We start from the raw sequence: 18630 nt of genomic DNA, 5'->3' as shown, positions 1-18630 counted from the left end.
AATAGTTCATGGCAATGGAAAAACTAAGATTTACTGATGAAGAAATATCTAAAGCTGATAGTGTAAATATAATAAGCTATGCTTTAAGTGCAGGATATCCAGTAAAGCAAGTTACTTCTCGTTCCTTTAAAATAGAAGGCTATGGAGGTTTATATATTCATAGTGATGGCCATAAATGGAATTGGTTTTATCAGAATAAAGGTGGTGGAGCTATTCAGTTTGTAATGGAAATGGAGAATAAGTCCTGGGTAGATGCGGTAAAAACTCTAATAGGAAAAACAGATGAAATTGTACGATATAAACCTCTAGAAGTTATTGAAGAAGAAACAAAAGGAGAATTTATTCTTCCAGAAAAAAATACTACCTTTAAACATATTTTTGCATATCTTATTAATTCAAGGGGCATTGATAGTGAAATTGTAAGAGATTTTGTTAAAGAACATAAGCTATATGAAAATGCACATGGTAGCTGCGTATTTGTAGGCTTTGATAAGGAAAACAATCCTAAATATGCAAGTATAAGAAGTACTAATACTACAGGTAATTCTTTTAGATGTGATGTAAAAAACTCAGATAAAACCTATCCATTTTGTAAGGAAGGAAATAATAATACAGTATGTATATTTGAAGCTCCTATAGATTTAATGAGCTATCTTACATTGATAAAAAAACATAATATACGAAGCTTTGATAATCACTGTATTTCTCTTGGAGGAGTTGGGGATAAGGCTCTTGAATACTACTTAAAAGAAAATCCTAATATAAATAAAATAATGCTCTGTCTTGATAATGATGAGGCAGGGCATTTTGCATGTAATCAAATTTTTAATAAATATAAAGATAGATATGAAATTGTAAGGCATAAACCTAAAGGAAAAGATTTTAATGAAGATTTAATAGCTTTAGATGAGGAGTCGAAAGTAACAAAAATAAGTGAAAATGAAGCTATGTATGGAAGTAATGATTACTCAACTGAGTTTGAGGATATTAGTATTTAGAAAGGTAAAGAGTTCTTTTTTCAATATCCAAGAGGACTGAGCGAAAGCCATGGGCTTGAGGTGAAGGCAAGCTTCCTATTGGTATAGCCAATAGCTTGTGAAAAGTTGGGGAAATCCCCAAGCCCCTTTTAAAAAAATTAGAAAGAAGGGAAGGAATGAGGAAAAGAAATGTTCAAACTAATATTAGAATGACAGAAGATGAAGTAGAGCAAATAAAAAAGAAAGCAAAGAAAGCTAATATGACCTTTAGTAATTATGTTATAGCTTCAGCACTTAATAAAGAGATTGTGGTTATTGATGGAATAAAAGATTTTACTCACCAGCTTTCAAAGATAGGTACAAATCTTAACCAACTTACAAGGCTTTGTCATCAAGGGAAAATAAACTGTGCAGATATAACATCAGTAAATAAATTATTAAATGATTTATGGGAGTATTTAGTTTCTATAAGGAAACATAAAAAGTAAGGGGAGAAAATGGCTGTAATAGAATTTATTAATGCTTCAAATAACACCTATAAAGGAATGAAAAGAGCCATTAACTATATAAAGAATCCTATTAAAACTGAACCACATTTAGTTGGTGGAAAAGATTGTAGTCCAGATACTGCTTTTAATGAATTTGTAATGACTAAGCAAAACTATAAAAAAGAAACTGGAAGGCAGTTTATACATTTTGTACAGTCTTTTTCACCACATGATAAAGCTACTCCAGAAGCAATAAATGAAATAGGGAAAAAGCTTTTAGAACATGAAGACTTTAAAGATTTCCAAGTTGTATATGCTACTCATACAGATAAAGAGCATTTGCATAATCACTTTATTATTAATTCTGTAAGTTTCACAACAGGACTGAAATGGCAGCTATCAAAAGAACAATTAGAAAGCTTAAAAGAATACTCTGATGGGCTATGTAGAGATTATGGACTTATCATTGTTGATGGAGCTAAAGGAAATCATAAAAATAGAGGAGAACACAGGGCTAAAGATAAAGAACAAAGTTGGAAGTATGAGCTTTTCTTAGCAGTAAGGCAATGCAAATGGTGTAGCAGAAATAAGGAAGAATTTATTGAGAATATGGAGAAGCTAGGTTATAAAGTGGATTGGAGTGATGAAAGAAAATATATTACTTTTACTACTCCTAACGGTAAGAAATGTAGAAATAGAAAGCTGTATCCACCAGAACAATTTATTAAAGAAGCACTTCTTAAAGCTTTTGAATTAAATGAACAGCAAGCAACTAAAAAACAGCTTCAAGCAAAAATGGAACTTTTATTATCTGCCATTAAAATGTCATCTAAAGAAGATACAAATTATAATCAAGGACATTATCCTTTAACAGCTCTTGAAGGACAAGCAAGGAAGGAAAGAGCTATTGAGGAAGCTAAGGGAAGGGGATTAGATTGGGAAAAAAGTAATTACCAAGAAATTTAAATAAATTATATATAATGCTATAATTTAGTTATGGTAGATAGAAAACTGATGGAATAAGGGGTGAGGTTATGAATATATTTGAAATTTTTTATGCTTCAAGAAATGAAGAAAATTCTAAAAAAATGGCTGCATATATGAAGAATAAATTTGAGTTTCTTGGTATAGCAAAGCATGAAAGAGCAAAGTTAAGCAAGGATTTTCTTAAACAACATAAAAAAGATATATCTATTGATTGGGAATTTATATTTAAGTGCTATGATATGCCAGAAAGGGAATTTCATTATTTAGCTTTAGATTATATTTTGCTATAAAAAAAACAACTTGTACCAGAGGATATTAGCAGGATTGAGAAGCTTATTATAACAAATTCATGGTGGGATAGTACAGATTGTCTTGATGCTATTGTTGGTTATATGTGTTTGGAGTATCCACAATTAAAGGAATCTGTAATATTAAAATGGATTGATTGTGATAATATCTGATTAAAAAGGGTAGCTATAGATTTTCAATTGCAATATAAAGATAAAACAGATGTTGATATATTAAGAAAAGCGATACTTAGTAACTGTAACACAGATGAATTTTTTATAAATAAAGCTATAGGATGGTCACTAAGAGAATACTCAAAGACTGATAAGGAATGGGTCAGAAATTTTTTAAAAGAAAATAAATTATCTACACTAAGTGTTAGGGAGGCAAGTAAGTATCTTTAGATGTTAATAGTACTTACTTTTAAGGGAGATTTTATGTTAGAAGACAATTATCCAGGATATAATCTTATTAGAAATTTTAATCCAAAGGGAAAAACTTTTGTTTTTAATTTAAGTAAATATGATTGTTATAGATTAAGTAAGGGAAAATGCAGTATACAGTTTGAACAAGAAAAATATAAAGATGAATCTAATTCAATTTATTGCAAAGAATGTGATTATAGGTATTGCATATCATTAGCACATTCTTTAAAAGAAAAAGGAGTTACAAATAATTTATCACCAGTAAGGATAACAAGAAATTCTTGTGGACATTATGCAATTACTGATGGACAGCATAGGTTATGTTCAGCTGCTAATGCTAATATTAAGCTAGATGTATATGTTCAAGATTATGATGGACAGTGTCGAGTTTGTTATTGGAAGAAAAAAAGTATAAAATATAGAATAAAAGACATTATTAAAAAGAATGATGAGTTTCTAAGGAGATTATAAATGTACAAATTTTTTTGACTTGCCGAGAAGGTAGGTCTTTTTCATTTTCCCAAAATTAAATTCAGAAAGGAGCAACACCATCAATGAAATCCAAAAAGAAAAAACTTTTAATAAGCTTACTTATATTAGTGAGTGGCATTTTATTTAACCTTTATTTTTCAACAGTAATTCATCAGTTGCTTTCAAAGCAAATGATAGTTTTAGAAATTCCAAGTTTAATAATTTGTATCCATAGCATGGCGGTAAGTAGAGAACACTTATTGCTTTTTTTATGTCTTGATGGGTTTATAGCTTTATTTTCAATATTCTACTATGTAGCAAACAACAAGCCTTATCAAAGTGATTTAAGAGAAATAACACCTAAAATTTCAACTCCAGTGCCAGCGGGACAAAAACAATTTGGCTCAGCAGAGTGGCTTACAGAAAAAGAGAAGGATTCAGCTTTTAATAGCTTTACTCTAAATATAAATGACAACATGGTAAAGGCATTAATAGAACAAGGATATGATGATTTAAAAGAAATAAAGAAAGGATGGAATGAAAGAAATGAAAGAGAAGATGAAGGGGAAAAGAAGCAAGAAAAATGCTCAGAGAATAAAGAACAATTTAACATGGAAGGAGAAAAAGGAAATATTCAAGGAAAATCCAAAGATGAAACCTCAAAACGTTCAGGTGAATTTACCAAAGCTCTTTTACCGCAGGGTGGGATAGTTTTAGGTTGTAAAAAGTATAAGGGAAGTGAAAAGATTTATTTTATAGGAGAAGATGTTCATAGTCTTTGTATTGGAGCTACTCGTTCAGGCAAAACAAGAACGGTGGTACTTGAAAGCATAGGTACAATAGCACTTGCAGGGGAAAGTATGATATTAAGTGATCCTAAGGGAGAATTGTATGCATATACCTATCCTTTTTTAGAAAGGTTAGGCTATGAAGTTATAGCAATAGATTTTAAAAATCCTGAAAAGAGTAGTAGGTATAATTTCCTGCAGCCTATAATCGATGCAGTAGATAACAATGATGTTGCTAAAGCTATTGATGCAACTTGGGATTTAACCTCACAGCTTGTAGGAGAACCAAAGGGTGAGAGGATATGGACAGATGGTGAAGCTTCTATAATTGCAAGTGCTATTATGAGTGTGGTTTATGACAACAAAGATGACAATAACAGAAAATATCAGAATATGACTAATGTTTACTACTTTATTAGTGAGATGTGCAAGGCTACTGGTAACACTATGCCAATAATAGAATATGTTAAAAAGCTAAATCCCTCCCATCCTGCTAAAGCTTTACTTGCTATTTCAGAAGTAGCACCAAGCAAAACTAGAGGAAGTTTTTATACTGCAGCTCTTACAACTCTAAGATTATTTACTAATCCTTTAATCAATTCCATGACTAATGTAAGTGACTATAATCCTAAGGAAACAGGCAGTAAAAAGAGAGCTATATTTATAATACTTCCAGATGAAAAGACTACTTATTACACATTGGCAAGTTTATTTGTATCACAGCATTATATTGAACTTGTAAAAAGTGCAGATGAAAGAGGTGGAAGACTAAAAAACAGAGTAAATTTTCTACTTGATGAATTTGGAAATTTTGCTACAATACCTGATTTCTCTAATAAGCTAACCGTTGGTGGTGGCAGAGGAATCAGGTTTAATTTATTTCTACAGAGTTTTGCACAGCTTGATGACAAGTATGGAAAGGAGGTGGCAAAGACCATAAAAGGCAATTGTGAAAACTGGATTTATCTTCAGGCAGACGATATTGACACTCTTGAGGAAATATCAAAAAAGCTTGGGAACTATACAGTATCTACTTATTCTTTAAGTGCATCTCAAGCAAAATTTTCTACTCCATCCAGCTCTCAAAGTATTAATCTAACCCATAGAGCACTACTTGCAGCAGATGAAATAAGGCTAATATCAAGACCTTACAGCTTAATTACTTCAAGAAATAACCCTGTAATTATGTATTCACCAGATTTATCAGCTTGGGAGTTTAATAAAATGTTTGGACTTGGAGATAAAGAACATAACAGAAAAGTAAGGGAGCTAAGGCAAAACAGAAGAAAATCAAGAAACATAACCATGTCTGATATGGACTTATGGGGAATATGGCTTTACTATGCTGCAAAGGAGGAAATGGGATTAATAAAGCAATCAGTAAGAGATATGCGTATGCAGGTTTCTAAAATCCAATCAGGATATTTTTATGAAGAAAGCGAAAAGAAAGGAGAACTATACAGCGATGAAGATTAAGAATTTATTAAGGAAAGTAAAAGAAAAGGCTTGGGCAGTAATTTTAACTTTATACGCCGTATTTATGAGTAGCTATACAGTCTATGCCGATGATAATGTACAAAATAGCAAACTTGTAAAAGGTACAGAAAAACTTATAAATGACATAACAACTTGGCTTATGATATTTGCTCCAGTAGTAGCAGGAGTGCTTATAATATACTTCTTTATAAGACGTAGCGCTGCCGATGATATGGATCAGAAGAAGTGGAACAACAGAATTGTAGTTGCTATAGTTTCTTGCATAGGTGCAGTTATAGCTTCAGCTACATTAAATTTAATAATTGGATATTACAAATAATTTTTAAAAAAGTGGAGGTATTTATTAATGAGAAATTTAGTATTAATGATGCAATTACAAGCAATGAATAAGGTGAATTCAGTAAAGGAAGCCTTAAAGAACAAAAGCGGTGAGGGCTTTGTTGATACCGCAGTAAAGATTCTAATGTCAGTAGTAATAGGAGCATTAGTTCTTGGTGGATTATATCTATTATTTAAGGACACAGTTCTCCCTACATTAACTCAAAGAATAAAAGATATGTTCAATTTCAAGGGCTAAAAAGTTATAAAAAAAGTAAAAAGAAAATATAAAAAGTGGAGGTATTTATTAATGAGAAATTTAGTATTAATAATGCAATTAAAAGCGATGAATAAGGTGAATTCAGTAAAGGAAGCCTTAAAGAGCAAAAGTGGTGAGGGTTTTGTTGATACCGCAGTAAAGATCCTAATGTCAGTAGTAATAGGAGCACTTGTACTTGGTGGATTATATCTATTATTTAAAGATACAGTTTTACCAACATTAACTCAAAGAATAAAGGATATGTTTAATTTTAAAGGCTAATAAAACCGTTTAAAGGGCTTGCAAGTTTAAACTTCAAAGCCCTTTAAACTTGGAGGTGATGATGTTGGAGGCATTACTTGTAATGCTAATTGCAGGGATATTAAGTGGCTGCCTTGTATATGTAAATTCTCTTTTAAATGATCTTGTCCCGATAGCTCTTCATGCAGAAAAATATATGGATACTCTAATTGGTACAAATGGATTTACGGAAGTGTTTAATATATTTTTGGCTTTTGGTATATCTCTTATAGTGCTTAAATTTCTAAAGAAAGGCTTTGAGCAGTATGTGCTTTGGACAGAAGGTGATGCAGACGCAGATCCCTTAGTATTTCTTACTGGATTTTTTAAAGCGTTGGCAATAGCAATAAGTTTTCCTACACTATATCTTTGGCTTGCAACAATAGTTGAAGATTTAACAGATAAGGTAATAAATTTAATAAGTAAGGGAATGACAACAGATTTTTCAGCAGTAATAACAGGAATATCAAGTGCAGGACTATTTACAGCTATAATATCCCTGATATTTTTCATATGTTTCTTTCTTTTATACTTACAGTTTTTAATGAGAGGTATGGAAATATTAATACTAAGGATAGGACTTCCCTTAGCCTGTGTAGGTATTTTAGATGCAGATAAAGGAGTATTTAGAACCTATATACAAAAGTTTTTTCAATCAACTTTAGCTGTGATGGTTCAGATAGTGCTTGCAAAGGTAGGAGTAGCATTAATGCTTAATACTCATGTTTTTTGGGGAATAGCAGCCCTAATGCTTGCCATAAAAACACCAAGATTCCTTCAAGAATTTATTATCGTATCTGGTGGTCAAGGCTCTGGATTAATGGGAAATATATATCAATCTGTAAGACTTGTACAGATAGCGAAAGGAGCTTTTAAGTAATGGATTTAGTAAAAGAAATGGCAGATGCTTTTATGGTATTAATAAGAGCAGGGGCAGTACTTAGGGTAATTTACTGTCTTATTCGTATGGGAGCATCTGATGAAGAAAGCTCTATGTATAAGAAAAGAGCAAAAAACACAGCGATTTTTTATATAATAGCTGAGTGCATATGGCAAATTAAAGAATTAATAATGAACTATTATAGCTAAATTTTATCTTTAAGGAGTATTTCTATTTTACCAATAAATACACTAGGTTTAACTTTTAAACTGTTACAAATATTAAAAATAACACTAAGAGTAGGCTTTCTTTTACCTCTTTCTAAAAGGCTAATATAGGTTGTTTTAAATGAAATATGTGCCTCTATAGATGATGAAAGTCTTACGGAAGAAATTTTAGATATAAGCAGACAAATGGACAAACTTATAATTGATTATATAGAAGCAAATAAGAAAGAAGGTAAAAACGAAATAAGAATGGAGGATAAAAATGGAGCAATTTGAAAAAGAAACTTTATATATACCACTGGGACTTAAAACAAGAACAGAAATTTTTGAAGGTTTTGGGAAGGAAGAACTTTTAAAATCCATGGGAGCTACCTTTGTTGCAGCATTAATTGATATAGTAGTGTATCTAACAACAAGGAACACCGCATTTTGTGTGGTGTTCCTTTTAACTTCCATAGCAGGTTCAGTTATGATGCTTACACAAGATAAGACTAATATTTCAGTAGTGGATCAGATAAAATTCATGGTTAGATTTCATAAATCTCAAAAGGTTTATAGATACAAATATTTGGATGAATGGAATATAGGCACCTAACATTTACTTAATTGAATGAAAGGTGCTTTAATTTTGACTGAAAGAAAGGTGAAAAGTTAGGGATGGATATATTTGTTCTTAAGGGTATCTTGTATGTCTTAATTTTAGCCTATGCAAGTTTTTGTGATATAAAGACTAAAACTATTCCAGATAAGGTTCATATCGTAATAATTATTGTAGCATTAATCAAGTTAAACAGTTTAAATTCAATAATAGGCTTATTATTTGTCCCAATGCCATTTTTCATTACAGCTTTAATAAAAGGTGGAGGTATAGGTGGTGGTGATGTTAAGTTTATGGGAGCTAATGGATTTTTCCTTGGAGTGAAAGGAGGGCTTGTTGGAAGCTTTTTAGGACTTATCATTGCTATAACAGTAAATAAAATTTATTACAAAATTAAAAAGAAGGATAATAACATATCCTTTCCATTAGCACCTTATCTTTCGGTAGGGTGCTTTTTAACATATTTATTATTTTGAGGAGGAATTTTTGAATGAAAAATTTATTAAAAAACAGAACGGTAATAGGACTTTCAGCTATAGTTTTATCTCTTATTATATGCTTTGGTATAACACCATTATACAATAATGCACTACAGTCAAAGGTTAAAATAGTGAGGATAAGTAAAGATATTTCTAAGGGAGAAATTATAAGTGCAGATAAGGTTGAAATTATAGAAGTTGGCGGTTACAATTTGCCAAAGGAAGTTATAAAGAATAAAGAAAATGCAGTAGGAAAGTATGCTACAGCAGATTTAAGTAAAGGAGATTATATTTTAAGTAGAAAGATTTCAAATAGTCCTTTAGCAGAAAATAAATATCTATATAGTCTTGATGGTAATAATCAGGCGATATCAATAAGCATAAAAAGCTTTGCTGCAGGGCTTTCAGGAAAACTTCAAACAGGAGATATTATTTCTATAATTGCATCAGATTATGGTGAGCTTAGAGAAACTGTTATACCGAAAGAGCTTCAATATGTAAGAGTCCTTGCAGTAACTACTAGCGAAGGAGCAGATAGGGTTTATAATCAAAAGCAAACAAATGAAAAAGATAAGGAACAGGAATTGCCATCTACTATAACTCTTTTAGTAAATAGAACTCAAGCAAAGTTGCTTGCAGATCTTGAACAAAAAAGTAAAATCCATGTGTCCTTAATATATAGAGGTTCAGAGGAAAACTCTCAAAAATTCTTAGATGAGCAAAAGAAGCTTATAAATGATAATAAAGATAGTAGTACAGGAAATATGAGTAATACAGATAACTCAGTAAGTCAGGGGGCAAGTACAAATGAACAATAATAAAATAATTGCTCTTTGGGGAAATCCTGATGCAGGAAAAACTACTGTAAGCATTAAACTTGCTAAAGAACTTTCTACAAAAAAGAAAAATGTTATAGTGGTGTTTTGTGATGTGCTTTCACCAAGCATTATGACAATATTACCCTATGCAAAAGAAGAAAATAAATCTTTAGGTAGCATATTATCAGCTCCAGAAATAACTCAGGAAGATATTTTATCAAAATGCTTTACCTTAGAAAAAAATCCTTATATAAGTCTCCTAGGATATTCTCAAGGAGAAAATATATTTACTTATGCTTCTTATTCAAAGGAAAGAGCTGTTGATTTTTTAATACTTCTAAGGCATCTTGCAGATTATGTTATTATAGATTGTTCAAGTGTTTTTGCCTATGATACCTTATCAGCAGTAGCACTTGAAATGGCAGATAATGTAGTAAGGCTTTGCAGCAGTAATTTAAAGGCAATATCCTACTTCGCTTCTTATTTGCCACTGCTTGCAGGTAGAAGATTTAATGTAGATAAGCATATTAAGGTTTTATCAAAGGTAAAGGAGAAGGAACCAAAGGATCAGATAATAGAAATGTATAGAGGAATAAAATATGAGCTGCCCTATACAGAAGAAATAGAAAATCAATTTTTATCAGCATCACTTTTTAACCATCTAAAGGATAAGAATAGCTTAGAATATGAAAATACTATAAGAGCTTTAAGTAATTATCTTATAGATGAAAAAGAGAATACTAAAAACTCAATTTCAAAAAAGAATGCTGTAGAAATTAAATCAAAAATAAAAGAGATTTCCTTATTTAAAAAAGCTTTTGTCTTTGGGAAGGGAGGAACTAAGTAGTGAATAATGCAGCTTTGTTTTTCAATACAGGGAAAAACTTAAAAGAATTCCCAGACATACTACAGGATGTACAGGAACATATTTCAAATAAATATTCAAATCTTATTTCAGATAACCCAAATGAGCAGAAGGAGCAAATAAAATCCTATATTTCAAAATATATTATGGACTATTCCTTAGGGGTAGAGGGATTAAGTTTTGATGAACTTGTAGAAAAACTTTATTCAGAGATGGCAGAGTTTTCATTCTTAACAAAGTATTTATTTAGAAAAGATGTAGAAGAAATCAATATAAATCAGTGGAGAGATATTAAAATAACTTATACTAACGGAGAAATTCTGCCTACAAAAGAGAAATTCAATTCACCTGAACATGCTATAGATGTAATAAGAAGACTGCTTCATAAGTCGGGAATGATTTTAGATAACTCTCAACCCATAGTAAGAGGACACTTATCAAACAAAATAAGAATAACTGTATTTGGTACTGGTGTTATAGATGATGATAAAGGAATTTCAGCTTCTATTCGGATTGTAAATCCTCAAAAATTAGCAAAAGAGAACTTTATTAAAAATGGCACAGCTACAGAAGAAATGTTGGATTTTTTAAGTATATGCTTAAGATATGGCATAAGTATGTGTGTAACAGGAGCAACGTCTTCAGGTAAAACTACCTTAATGAGCTGGCTTTTATCTACAATTCCAGATGATAAAAGAATATTTACCATAGAAAATGGAACAAGAGAGTTTGACCTTGTGAAAACAGATGAAGAAGGAAAGGTAATAAACAATATAGTCCATACAGTAACAAGATATAGTGAAGATAAAAAGCAGAATATAGATCAAGAAAAACTCCTTGAAAGTGCTTTAACCTTTAACCCTGACTATATATGTGTCGCGGAAATGAAGGGAGAAGAATCCTTTGCAGCTCAAGAGGCAGCAAGAACAGGACATGCAGTAATAACTACAACCCATGCAAATTCCTGTGAAGCTACTTATTTTCGTATGATGACCCTTTGTAAAATGAAATATGATATAAATGATGACACCTTATATTCTTTAGTTACAGAAGCTTTTCCAATAGTTTTGTTTACTAAAAAGCTTGAAGATAATTCAAGAAAGGTAATGGAAATTACAGAGTGTGAAATACTGCCTAATGGTAAAAGGCAAATTCACACTCTTTTTCGTTATCATATTAAAGAGAATACAGTAAAAAATGGGAAAGTTAAAATAATAGGTAACTATGAAAAAGTAAAGGATATATCAAAGAGTCTTCAAAAAAGGCTTCTTGAAAATGGAATGCCATTAAGTGTACTAGAAAGCTTGCTTTCTAAAAATGTAGTAGAAGAAGGTGAAGAAAAATGACCTTATTAAAATTAATAGCTTTCTTAGGAATAATTGCAGGGAGTTTTATATTACTTTCCTTGTCACCTTTTGAATTCTTTGAAGCTATAGCAAATAAATTTAAAGGAAAGAAAAAAACTATTAAAACAAAGGTTAAAGAAGCTACAAATAAGAAAAAGCTAAGAGGAATAAAGCTTCTTCTTGAAGAAACTAAAGAAATACTAAAGATTACAGGAAAAACAGAAAAGTTTTATACTCTATGTGTAGCTTCATTTTTCTTATTTGTAATGGGAGTTATTGTAGCTGTATCTATGAATAACTTCTTTTTAGTTCCAGTGCTCTCTATAGGCTTTTCGCTTGTACCTTTTTGGTATATAAAATTTACAGCAAACTTTTTTAAAAAACAGTTAAATGCTGAACTTGAAACAGCTCTTTCAGTAATTACCACATCCTATATGCGAAGTGAAAGTATAATAACCGCAGTAGATGAAAATATAACCTATCTAAATCCACCAGTATCAGATGTATTTAAAGGTTTTTTAACTCAAACAAAGCTTATAAATTCTAATATGAAAATAGCATTAGAAAACCTTAGGAGCAAAATAGATAATGATGTATTCAGAGAATGGGTAGATGCAGTAATAGCCTGCCAAGAGGATAAAAACTTAAAAACCACCTTAACACCAATAGTGTCAAAGCTTTCAGATATGAGAATAGTAGGAGCTGAACTTGATTATCTTCTTTATGAACCTATGAAAGAGTTTATAACTATGACTATACTTTTAATAGGAAATATTCCACTAATGTATTTTCTAAATAAGGAATGGTACGAAACGCTACTATTTACTGGCATAGGGAAAGCAATACTTGCAGTTTGCATAACTGTCATATTTATATCATTAGCAGCAGTAATTAAATTAACTAAACCAGTGGAATATAAGAGATAAGACATTGACTAAAGTTATCGTATATGATAACATATAATTAATAAATGCATATATTATAAAGAGGGAGATATAAACGTGGATTGGAAGGTTGAATTCTACCAAAGAGAAAATGGTAACATCCCTGTAATGGAATTTTTATCATCACTCTCACCTAAAATGAGAGCAAAAGCATATAGTGAAATAGAACTTTTAAAGGAGCATGGCATTTATTTAAAAGAACCTTATGTAAAACCCATTAAAGGGCAACAATATAAAGGAATATATGAGTTAAGAATAAAATTAGGATCAGATGCATCAAGAATATTTTATTTCACTTATCAAAGAGACACTTTTGTATTGTTAAATGGATTTCTTAAAAAAACAGATAAAACGCCAAAGCTAGAGCTTGAAAAAGCAAAAAGGTATAAAGAAGATTTTGAAAAGAGGTGTGAAGATGAGTAAAGCAAGTGTTGATTTCTCAGTAATTAAAAAAGAACTTATGAAGGATAATGAGTTCAAAGATGAGTATGAAAAACTAAAACCACGCTATGAGCTTATTTCAGAAGTAATAAAAGCAAGAAGAGAACTAAATTTAACTCAAGAAGAATTAGCTTACCGTATAGGAACTCAAAAATCAAATATTAGCAGGCTTGAAAGTGGAAATTATAATCCCTCTTTAGACTTTCTTAGCAAGCTTGCAAAAGGATTAGGAAAAGAAATTCATATTGAATTAAGGTAATAAAAAATAATTGGAACATGCAAGGCAAAAGCTTTGCGTGTTTTTGTGTGAGGTGAAATTAATATATGTTAACAATACTAATTATTTTCTCCTGCTTATTCTCCTTTGGAGTATACATGCTGATGGCAGATTTGTTAAAGCTGCCTAGTTTAAAAGCTTCAAAGGCAGTAATAAGTATAAGCAGGAGAGAAAAGAAAAAGACACACAATGTGGAAATATATATATTACAGCTATCAACTAAGCTTTCAAAAATTATAAAGCTTAATGAGTATAAAAAAAGAAAACTTACAGCAATTTTAAAATCCGCAGAAATAAATTTAACTCCAGAAACCTATATTGCAAAAGCTTATGTTAAAGCAGGTTTAGTACTATTTAGTATTATTCCTGCTTTATTTATTTTACCAATAATAACTCCAGTAATCTTATTTTTAGCTATAGCAATATATTTTAAAGAAATTAAGGTGGCTGAGGATAAGGTTAAAAATCAAAGAGAGGAAATAGAATATGAACTTCCAAGATTTACTGCTACTCTAACTCAAGAGCTTAAAGCAAGCAGAGATATACTGTCTATTCTTGAAACTTATAAGCAAAATGCAGGAAAAGCCATGAAAAGAGAACTTGAAATAACTGTTGCAGATATGAAATCAGGAAGCTTTGAGGGAGCACTTACAAGGTTTGAAACAAGACTTGGAAGTTCAACACTTTCAGAGGTCGTAAGAGGGCTTATAAGCGTACTTCGTGGTGATGATGGAGTGGTATATTTTCAGATGTTATCCCATGATTTAAAGCAATTAGAACTTCAAAGGCTTAAAACACTAGCAGCAAAACAGCCATCAAAAATAAGAAAATATTCCTTTGCAATGCTTATGTGCTTTGTACTAATGTATCTTGCTGTAATGGGGATTCAAATAATGAAAACCATGGGGCAATTGTTCTAGGAGGTGGTGCAGTGATTAAACTTTTAAAAGAAAAGAAAGGCGAAGGATATATTGATACTGTAGTTATTATAATTGCAGCTATGATGGTTATTGCTTTTGCAGTAAAAATATTTCCTGTATTTGTGGCAAAAAATCAATTAAATACTTATGCCAATGAAATTATGAGAACCGCAGAAATTTCAGGAAGAGTAGGTACGGAAGTAAGTGCGAAGGTAGAAAGTTTAAAAGATCAAACAGGAATAAGTCCTGCTATATCATGGCAGGTAAATTACATTAGTGGAACAAATAAAGTACAGCTAAATGATGAAATTACTGTAACAGTTACTAAAACGGTGGATATAGGTTTCTTTAGTTTTGGCTCTTTTCCTATTGAACTTAAATCTAAAGCTACGGGGAGGAGTGAAGTGTATTGGAAGTAAAAAACATAAGAAGGATATTGAAGGAGAAAAAAGGAAATGCTCTTTCTCTTGCTTGTGCAATAGTTTTATCACTGATAATAATATTTAGTGCAGTATCAGAATACATGAGGCTTCAAATTATAGCAAAGGGAGTAAGGGATGCACTTCAAACTTCTGTAATAGCTGTGGCGACTCAAAATTATGATGATGTATATAATGGGCTACGTGAAGGATATAGTGGAGGCTATAATCTAAACCAAGCTAATTTATGGGAGAGTAAAGTAGATACAGGAGATATATTTACTTATCTTGATAATCTTTTAGGTTTAGAGAAAAATGGTGTATATCACATTAAATTTACGGGAAAAGAGACAGAATATAAGCTTTCAGATCTTAAAATAAATATTATAAATACACCATTAGCACCGTTAAATCCTAATACTTCAAATAAATTTCAAGCTCAAGCTACTATCCATATTGAAGTGCCTTTATCTTTTGGATGGGATAAGCTGCCACCACTACAAATAAACTTAAAGGTCAATGCAGGGTATACTTCTAAGTTCTAAAGTTAATTACATATCCACAGGAGAGCGTGTGGACAACGTGTGAATAAGTGAAAATAAAAAATTAAAAAAACATCTGGACAAAATACAAAAAGTATGTTTATTTTTTAACAAGGGCAAAAAAAACCGTTATGTTGAAAAAAATTAAGGGAGTGAATGTGGATGAAAAAACTTAATTTTAATGTAAAGAAAAATTTAACTGTAACATTTCTTGTTGTTTTAGCTATAGCTCTTGGAGCAGGCTTAATAAGTTATGTAAATAAAACACCTAAAACTAAAGAGGATAAAGTTTTATCAGATATTAATAAGGTAGATGAAGTTAAGGTAGACGAAATAAAAACAGAAAATGAAGAAAAAGCTAAAGTACCAGTTATTAATGCTGCTGATAGTACAGAAAAATCCTCTCAAAATAATGTTGTAAGTAGTAATACTGAAACAGCACCTAAAAAACCAGAACCACCAAAGGAAAAACCTAAGACTACAGATGATATAACAAATAAAAATAAAGTACCTACTTATCCTGAAAAAGCAGTAAAACCACAGAAAGAATCAAGTCCTAAGGGAGGAGAAAAAAATAACAAAGGACAAGTATATGTTCCAGGGTTTGGTTGGGTTAACGATGAAGGTGGTGGTGGTCAAGGAACAAATGTAACATCTGATGGTGATATTAATAAGCAAGTGGGTACAATGGATTAGTTTAATAAAAAAGTATTTTTAGAGAGTATGGTCAAAATCTGTACTCTCTATTTTTTTGGAGGTGTAAGCTTATGAAAAGAGTAACAGCATTTTTACTTTGTTTAATGTTAATAATTTTTTCTGTACCTATAAGTGTATTTGCTGAAGGAGATGGAAACTTTGACGGTGGAGGAGGTGGAATGGGAAATGGATCATCTCAAAACTTTTGGAATCCAGGGAATGATGGGGTAAGGATTACTGTTATCAGGTGTAGAGATCAAATGCCAGTAACTACACCTATTGATTTCTCAAATAAAAATCAAAATAATATAAAAATACATTTTGGAAAGAAATCAAAAATTCAATATAGAAACGGAAGTTCCTTGCAAGCATACACAAGTGTGTATAACTATTATATTCCATCTCAACCTATGCCAAGAATTATAGGTTCAAGTAGCTATACTATAAATATTGAAGCTACTAAAAAATACTTTTGTTCTGAATATGCTCTAAAATTAATTGCAAGCCTTACTGGTATGAATTATGAAAATCTTATAAGCGGAGATTATAAAATACTTATTGAACCTATAGCTTACATGACTTTTCAAGGAGTGTATATGGCAATGACTGCACATGAAGCAGCATTATATGATGAAAAACTTGGAGGAGGTTTAAGAGCAAAGATGGTAAGTTTATCTCATAAGAATTTGCCCCTTGCTTTGTTTTTACAAACTTCTGATTTAGGTTTTGCTGCTTGGTCAGGATCGAGTAATCAAAAGGTATCAAATACTCAAATAAAAGCCTATTTAGGACTTGGTGTCATAAGGTTTAGTGAGGCGGATAAGGGAGTAGATATTGATAGTAATTCCTATGAATATAGATGTGACACAGATGTTATTACTTCAATAACTGTAAATACAGATAGAAGAAGAACACCTGACAATCCTGTATCTGTAAGCTTTAGAGTAAATGGACAAAACTACACTGTAAGTAATATTTATATTCCAGAAGGAGAATCTCAAAAGGTTTGGTTTAAATGGCACACTCCCAAAACACCACAAACATTAAATATAGATGTAAGTATAAGTGGAGCATTTGCAAATAAAGCAAATATTACAGCCAAAATAGTAGACCTTAAAGAAAACACTCCACCAAATCCTACTGCTAATGATAAAAATCCAAGTTTTAAAGCTTCTAGTATTCCAAGTAAAGCTCCAAAAACTTCTGCTACATGGGGAAAATGGGATTGCTATTGGGAACCTAAATGGGAATGGCAGGCAAACTGGAGCTGGGTTAGTACAGGTAAAAACACAGGATACTGGGTTGATAATGGTCATTGGGTTGATAGAGGAGATTGGAAATATAAATGGATAAGTTACTATGCTTATCTTTCAGCCAATATGAACCTTCAGCCAGATGCTAAAGTCCCTACAGCCTATTCAAAAACTATGAAATCAGGATATGGAATAAACTTAAATGTAAATTCTAATCTTAGTTCTAATGCTCCAAGCTCATCCATAACAGGTGCTCAAAATGTTATTTCTTATTATCCTGAATTTAATTATAAAACTTATAATAGAGTATTAGAAATGATAACAGCAGGTTATTCCTCAAGTTTTCAGCTTAGAAAAAATAAATATTCTACCTATAATCAAAGAGTACATTTTACTCCAATATGGTATCCAGATGGAACCTATTCTGTATATGCAGAAGTAATAGATGTATGGACACCAGAGGGTATGCTTTCTGTTAATTTAAATGATTATGTAAACATAAAAGGCAGCTTGTATGACGATTGGCATATAGGCCCACAGTTTTAGGGTGAAACCTATGAGGTTTAATATAATTTATGCTGATCCACCTTGGAGCTATAAAGTGTATTCTAAAAAAGGTAGAGGAAGATCTGCTGAAAATCATTATAATACTATGAGTCATGAAGATATATACAATCTTGACGTAGCAAGTTTAGCTATGGAAGATTGTATTTTATTTTTATGGGTTACTTTTCCTAACTTACTTGTAGGGCTTGAAACTATGAAAAGATGGGGATTTACTTATAAAACCTTAGGGTTTTGCTGGGTAAAGAGAAATAAGAAAAGTCCAAATTGGTTTTGGGGACTGGGATTTTGGACAAGAGCTAATCCGGAAATATGCCTAATTGGAACTAAAGGTCACCCTAAAAGAATATCAAAAGCAGTTCATTCAGTTATAGATTTACCTATTGAAAAGCATAGTAAAAAACCTGAGGAAGTAAGGAAAAGAATAATTGAGCTTTGCGGAGATTTACCCAGAGTTGAACTCTTTGCACGAGAAACTCATGAAGGATGGGTTTGTCTTGGTAATGAAATTGATGGCTTAGATATTAGAGAAAGTATTAAAAAAGTAAAGGAGATGTAAAAAC

24 protein-coding genes and 1 pseudogene are annotated in these 18630 nt (G+C 31.3%); all 25 read left to right on the top strand.

Going from position 1 to position 18630, the window contains the following annotated elements; genetic code table 11:
* Positions 1-8 precede the first annotated feature (8 nt).
* Positions 9-998 (top strand): DUF3991 domain-containing protein, encoded by a 990-nt coding sequence (locus COL3_RS12185; RefSeq protein ID WP_008423785.1) that lies wholly within the window; start codon positions 9-11, stop codon positions 996-998.
* 155 nt (positions 999-1153) lie between these two features.
* A complete protein-coding gene (gene mobC / locus COL3_RS12180) occupies positions 1154-1465 on the top strand; it encodes a plasmid mobilization relaxosome protein MobC (protein ID WP_008423787.1) in 312 nt (103 codons plus the stop codon).
* A gap of 9 nt (positions 1466-1474) precedes the next feature.
* A complete protein-coding gene (locus COL3_RS12175) occupies positions 1475-2431 on the top strand; it encodes a relaxase/mobilization nuclease domain-containing protein (protein ID WP_008423789.1) in 957 nt (318 codons plus the stop codon).
* Positions 2432-2499: 68 nt separating this feature from the next.
* A pseudogene (locus COL3_RS29295) lies at positions 2500-3144 on the top strand (DNA alkylation repair protein).
* 33 nt (positions 3145-3177) lie between these two features.
* Positions 3178-3636, top strand: coding sequence for a ParB N-terminal domain-containing protein (locus COL3_RS12165; RefSeq protein WP_008423793.1), 459 nt, complete (start codon positions 3178-3180; stop codon positions 3634-3636).
* A gap of 83 nt (positions 3637-3719) precedes the next feature.
* Positions 3720-5900 carry a VirD4-like conjugal transfer protein, CD1115 family gene (locus COL3_RS12160; protein ID WP_008423795.1) on the top strand — a complete coding sequence of 727 codons (2181 nt, stop codon included), beginning with the start codon at positions 3720-3722 and terminating at the stop codon, positions 5898-5900.
* Positions 5890-6240 carry an Mbov_0395 family pilin-like conjugal transfer protein gene (locus COL3_RS12155; protein ID WP_008423796.1) on the top strand — a complete coding sequence of 117 codons (351 nt, stop codon included), beginning with the start codon at positions 5890-5892 and terminating at the stop codon, positions 6238-6240. Before COL3_RS12160 ends, COL3_RS12155 begins: the two co-directional genes overlap by 11 nt.
* Positions 6241-6267: 27 nt before the next feature.
* Positions 6268-6498 (top strand): DUF6133 family protein, encoded by a 231-nt coding sequence (locus COL3_RS12150; protein WP_008423798.1) that lies wholly within the window; start codon positions 6268-6270, stop codon positions 6496-6498.
* 51 nt (positions 6499-6549) lie between these two features.
* Positions 6550-6780 carry a DUF6133 family protein gene (locus COL3_RS12145; RefSeq protein WP_099716631.1) on the top strand — a complete coding sequence of 77 codons (231 nt, stop codon included), beginning with the start codon at positions 6550-6552 and terminating at the stop codon, positions 6778-6780.
* A gap of 64 nt (positions 6781-6844) precedes the next feature.
* Positions 6845-7678, top strand: a complete 834-nt coding sequence (locus COL3_RS12140) for a conjugal transfer protein TrbL family protein (protein ID WP_035283414.1) — start codon at positions 6845-6847, stop codon at positions 7676-7678.
* Complete coding sequence (locus COL3_RS12135; protein ID WP_008423805.1) at positions 7678-7887, top strand: hypothetical protein; 210 nt, start codon at positions 7678-7680, stop codon at positions 7885-7887. Before COL3_RS12140 ends, COL3_RS12135 begins: the two co-directional genes overlap by 1 nt.
* A 280-nt stretch (positions 7888-8167) precedes the next feature.
* Entirely contained in the window at positions 8168-8500 is a 333-nt protein-coding gene (locus tag COL3_RS12130; protein ID WP_008423808.1) for a hypothetical protein, read from the top strand.
* 62 nt (positions 8501-8562) lie between these two features.
* Positions 8563-8979 (top strand): prepilin peptidase, encoded by a 417-nt coding sequence (locus tag COL3_RS12125; protein WP_008423810.1) that lies wholly within the window; start codon positions 8563-8565, stop codon positions 8977-8979.
* Positions 8980-8993: 14 nt separating this feature from the next.
* A complete protein-coding gene (locus COL3_RS12120; protein ID WP_008423813.1) occupies positions 8994-9800 on the top strand; it encodes an RcpC/CpaB family pilus assembly protein in 807 nt (268 codons plus the stop codon).
* Positions 9790-10647, top strand: coding sequence for a ParA family protein (locus COL3_RS12115; protein ID WP_008423815.1), 858 nt, complete (start codon positions 9790-9792; stop codon positions 10645-10647). Before COL3_RS12120 ends, COL3_RS12115 begins: the two co-directional genes overlap by 11 nt.
* Positions 10647-12011: a CpaF/VirB11 family protein gene (locus tag COL3_RS12110; RefSeq protein ID WP_008423818.1), complete on the top strand. Its 1365-nt coding sequence runs from the start codon at positions 10647-10649 to the stop codon at positions 12009-12011. Before COL3_RS12115 ends, COL3_RS12110 begins: the two co-directional genes overlap by 1 nt.
* Positions 12008-12937 (top strand): hypothetical protein, encoded by a 930-nt coding sequence (locus COL3_RS12105; RefSeq protein WP_008423820.1) that lies wholly within the window; start codon positions 12008-12010, stop codon positions 12935-12937. Before COL3_RS12110 ends, COL3_RS12105 begins: the two co-directional genes overlap by 4 nt.
* Positions 12938-13012: 75 nt before the next feature.
* Positions 13013-13378, top strand: a complete 366-nt coding sequence (locus COL3_RS12100) for a type II toxin-antitoxin system RelE/ParE family toxin (protein WP_008423822.1) — start codon at positions 13013-13015, stop codon at positions 13376-13378.
* Positions 13371-13655: a helix-turn-helix transcriptional regulator gene (locus tag COL3_RS12095; RefSeq protein WP_008423823.1), complete on the top strand. Its 285-nt coding sequence runs from the start codon at positions 13371-13373 to the stop codon at positions 13653-13655. Before COL3_RS12100 ends, COL3_RS12095 begins: the two co-directional genes overlap by 8 nt.
* A 122-nt stretch (positions 13656-13777) precedes the next feature.
* Positions 13778-14593, top strand: a complete 816-nt coding sequence (locus COL3_RS12090) for a secretion protein F (RefSeq protein WP_342590018.1) — start codon at positions 13778-13780, stop codon at positions 14591-14593.
* A gap of 11 nt (positions 14594-14604) precedes the next feature.
* Positions 14605-15012 (top strand): DUF4320 family protein, encoded by a 408-nt coding sequence (locus COL3_RS12085; RefSeq protein WP_008423827.1) that lies wholly within the window; start codon positions 14605-14607, stop codon positions 15010-15012.
* On the top strand, positions 15003-15557 hold the full coding sequence (locus COL3_RS12080; protein ID WP_008423829.1) for a hypothetical protein: 555 nt from the start codon (positions 15003-15005) through the stop codon (positions 15555-15557). Before COL3_RS12085 ends, COL3_RS12080 begins: the two co-directional genes overlap by 10 nt.
* Positions 15558-15716: 159 nt before the next feature.
* The gene (locus COL3_RS12075) at positions 15717-16250 is read left to right on the top strand and encodes a DUF6550 family protein (RefSeq protein ID WP_008423831.1); all 534 of its coding nucleotides are present in this window, start codon (positions 15717-15719) and stop codon (positions 16248-16250) included.
* 71 nt (positions 16251-16321) lie between these two features.
* Positions 16322-18049, top strand: a complete 1728-nt coding sequence (locus tag COL3_RS12070; RefSeq protein WP_008423834.1) for a hypothetical protein — start codon at positions 16322-16324, stop codon at positions 18047-18049.
* A 10-nt stretch (positions 18050-18059) separates the two neighbouring features.
* On the top strand, positions 18060-18626 hold the full coding sequence (locus COL3_RS12065; protein ID WP_035283401.1) for an MT-A70 family methyltransferase: 567 nt from the start codon (positions 18060-18062) through the stop codon (positions 18624-18626).
* Positions 18627-18630: the final 4 nt, after the last annotated feature.

It is taken from the genome of Clostridium sp. LS (assembly GCF_002760435.1).
Lineage (GTDB): Bacteria > Bacillota > Clostridia > Clostridiales > Clostridiaceae > Clostridium.
This window is presented reverse-complemented; position numbering and strand designations above follow the sequence as displayed.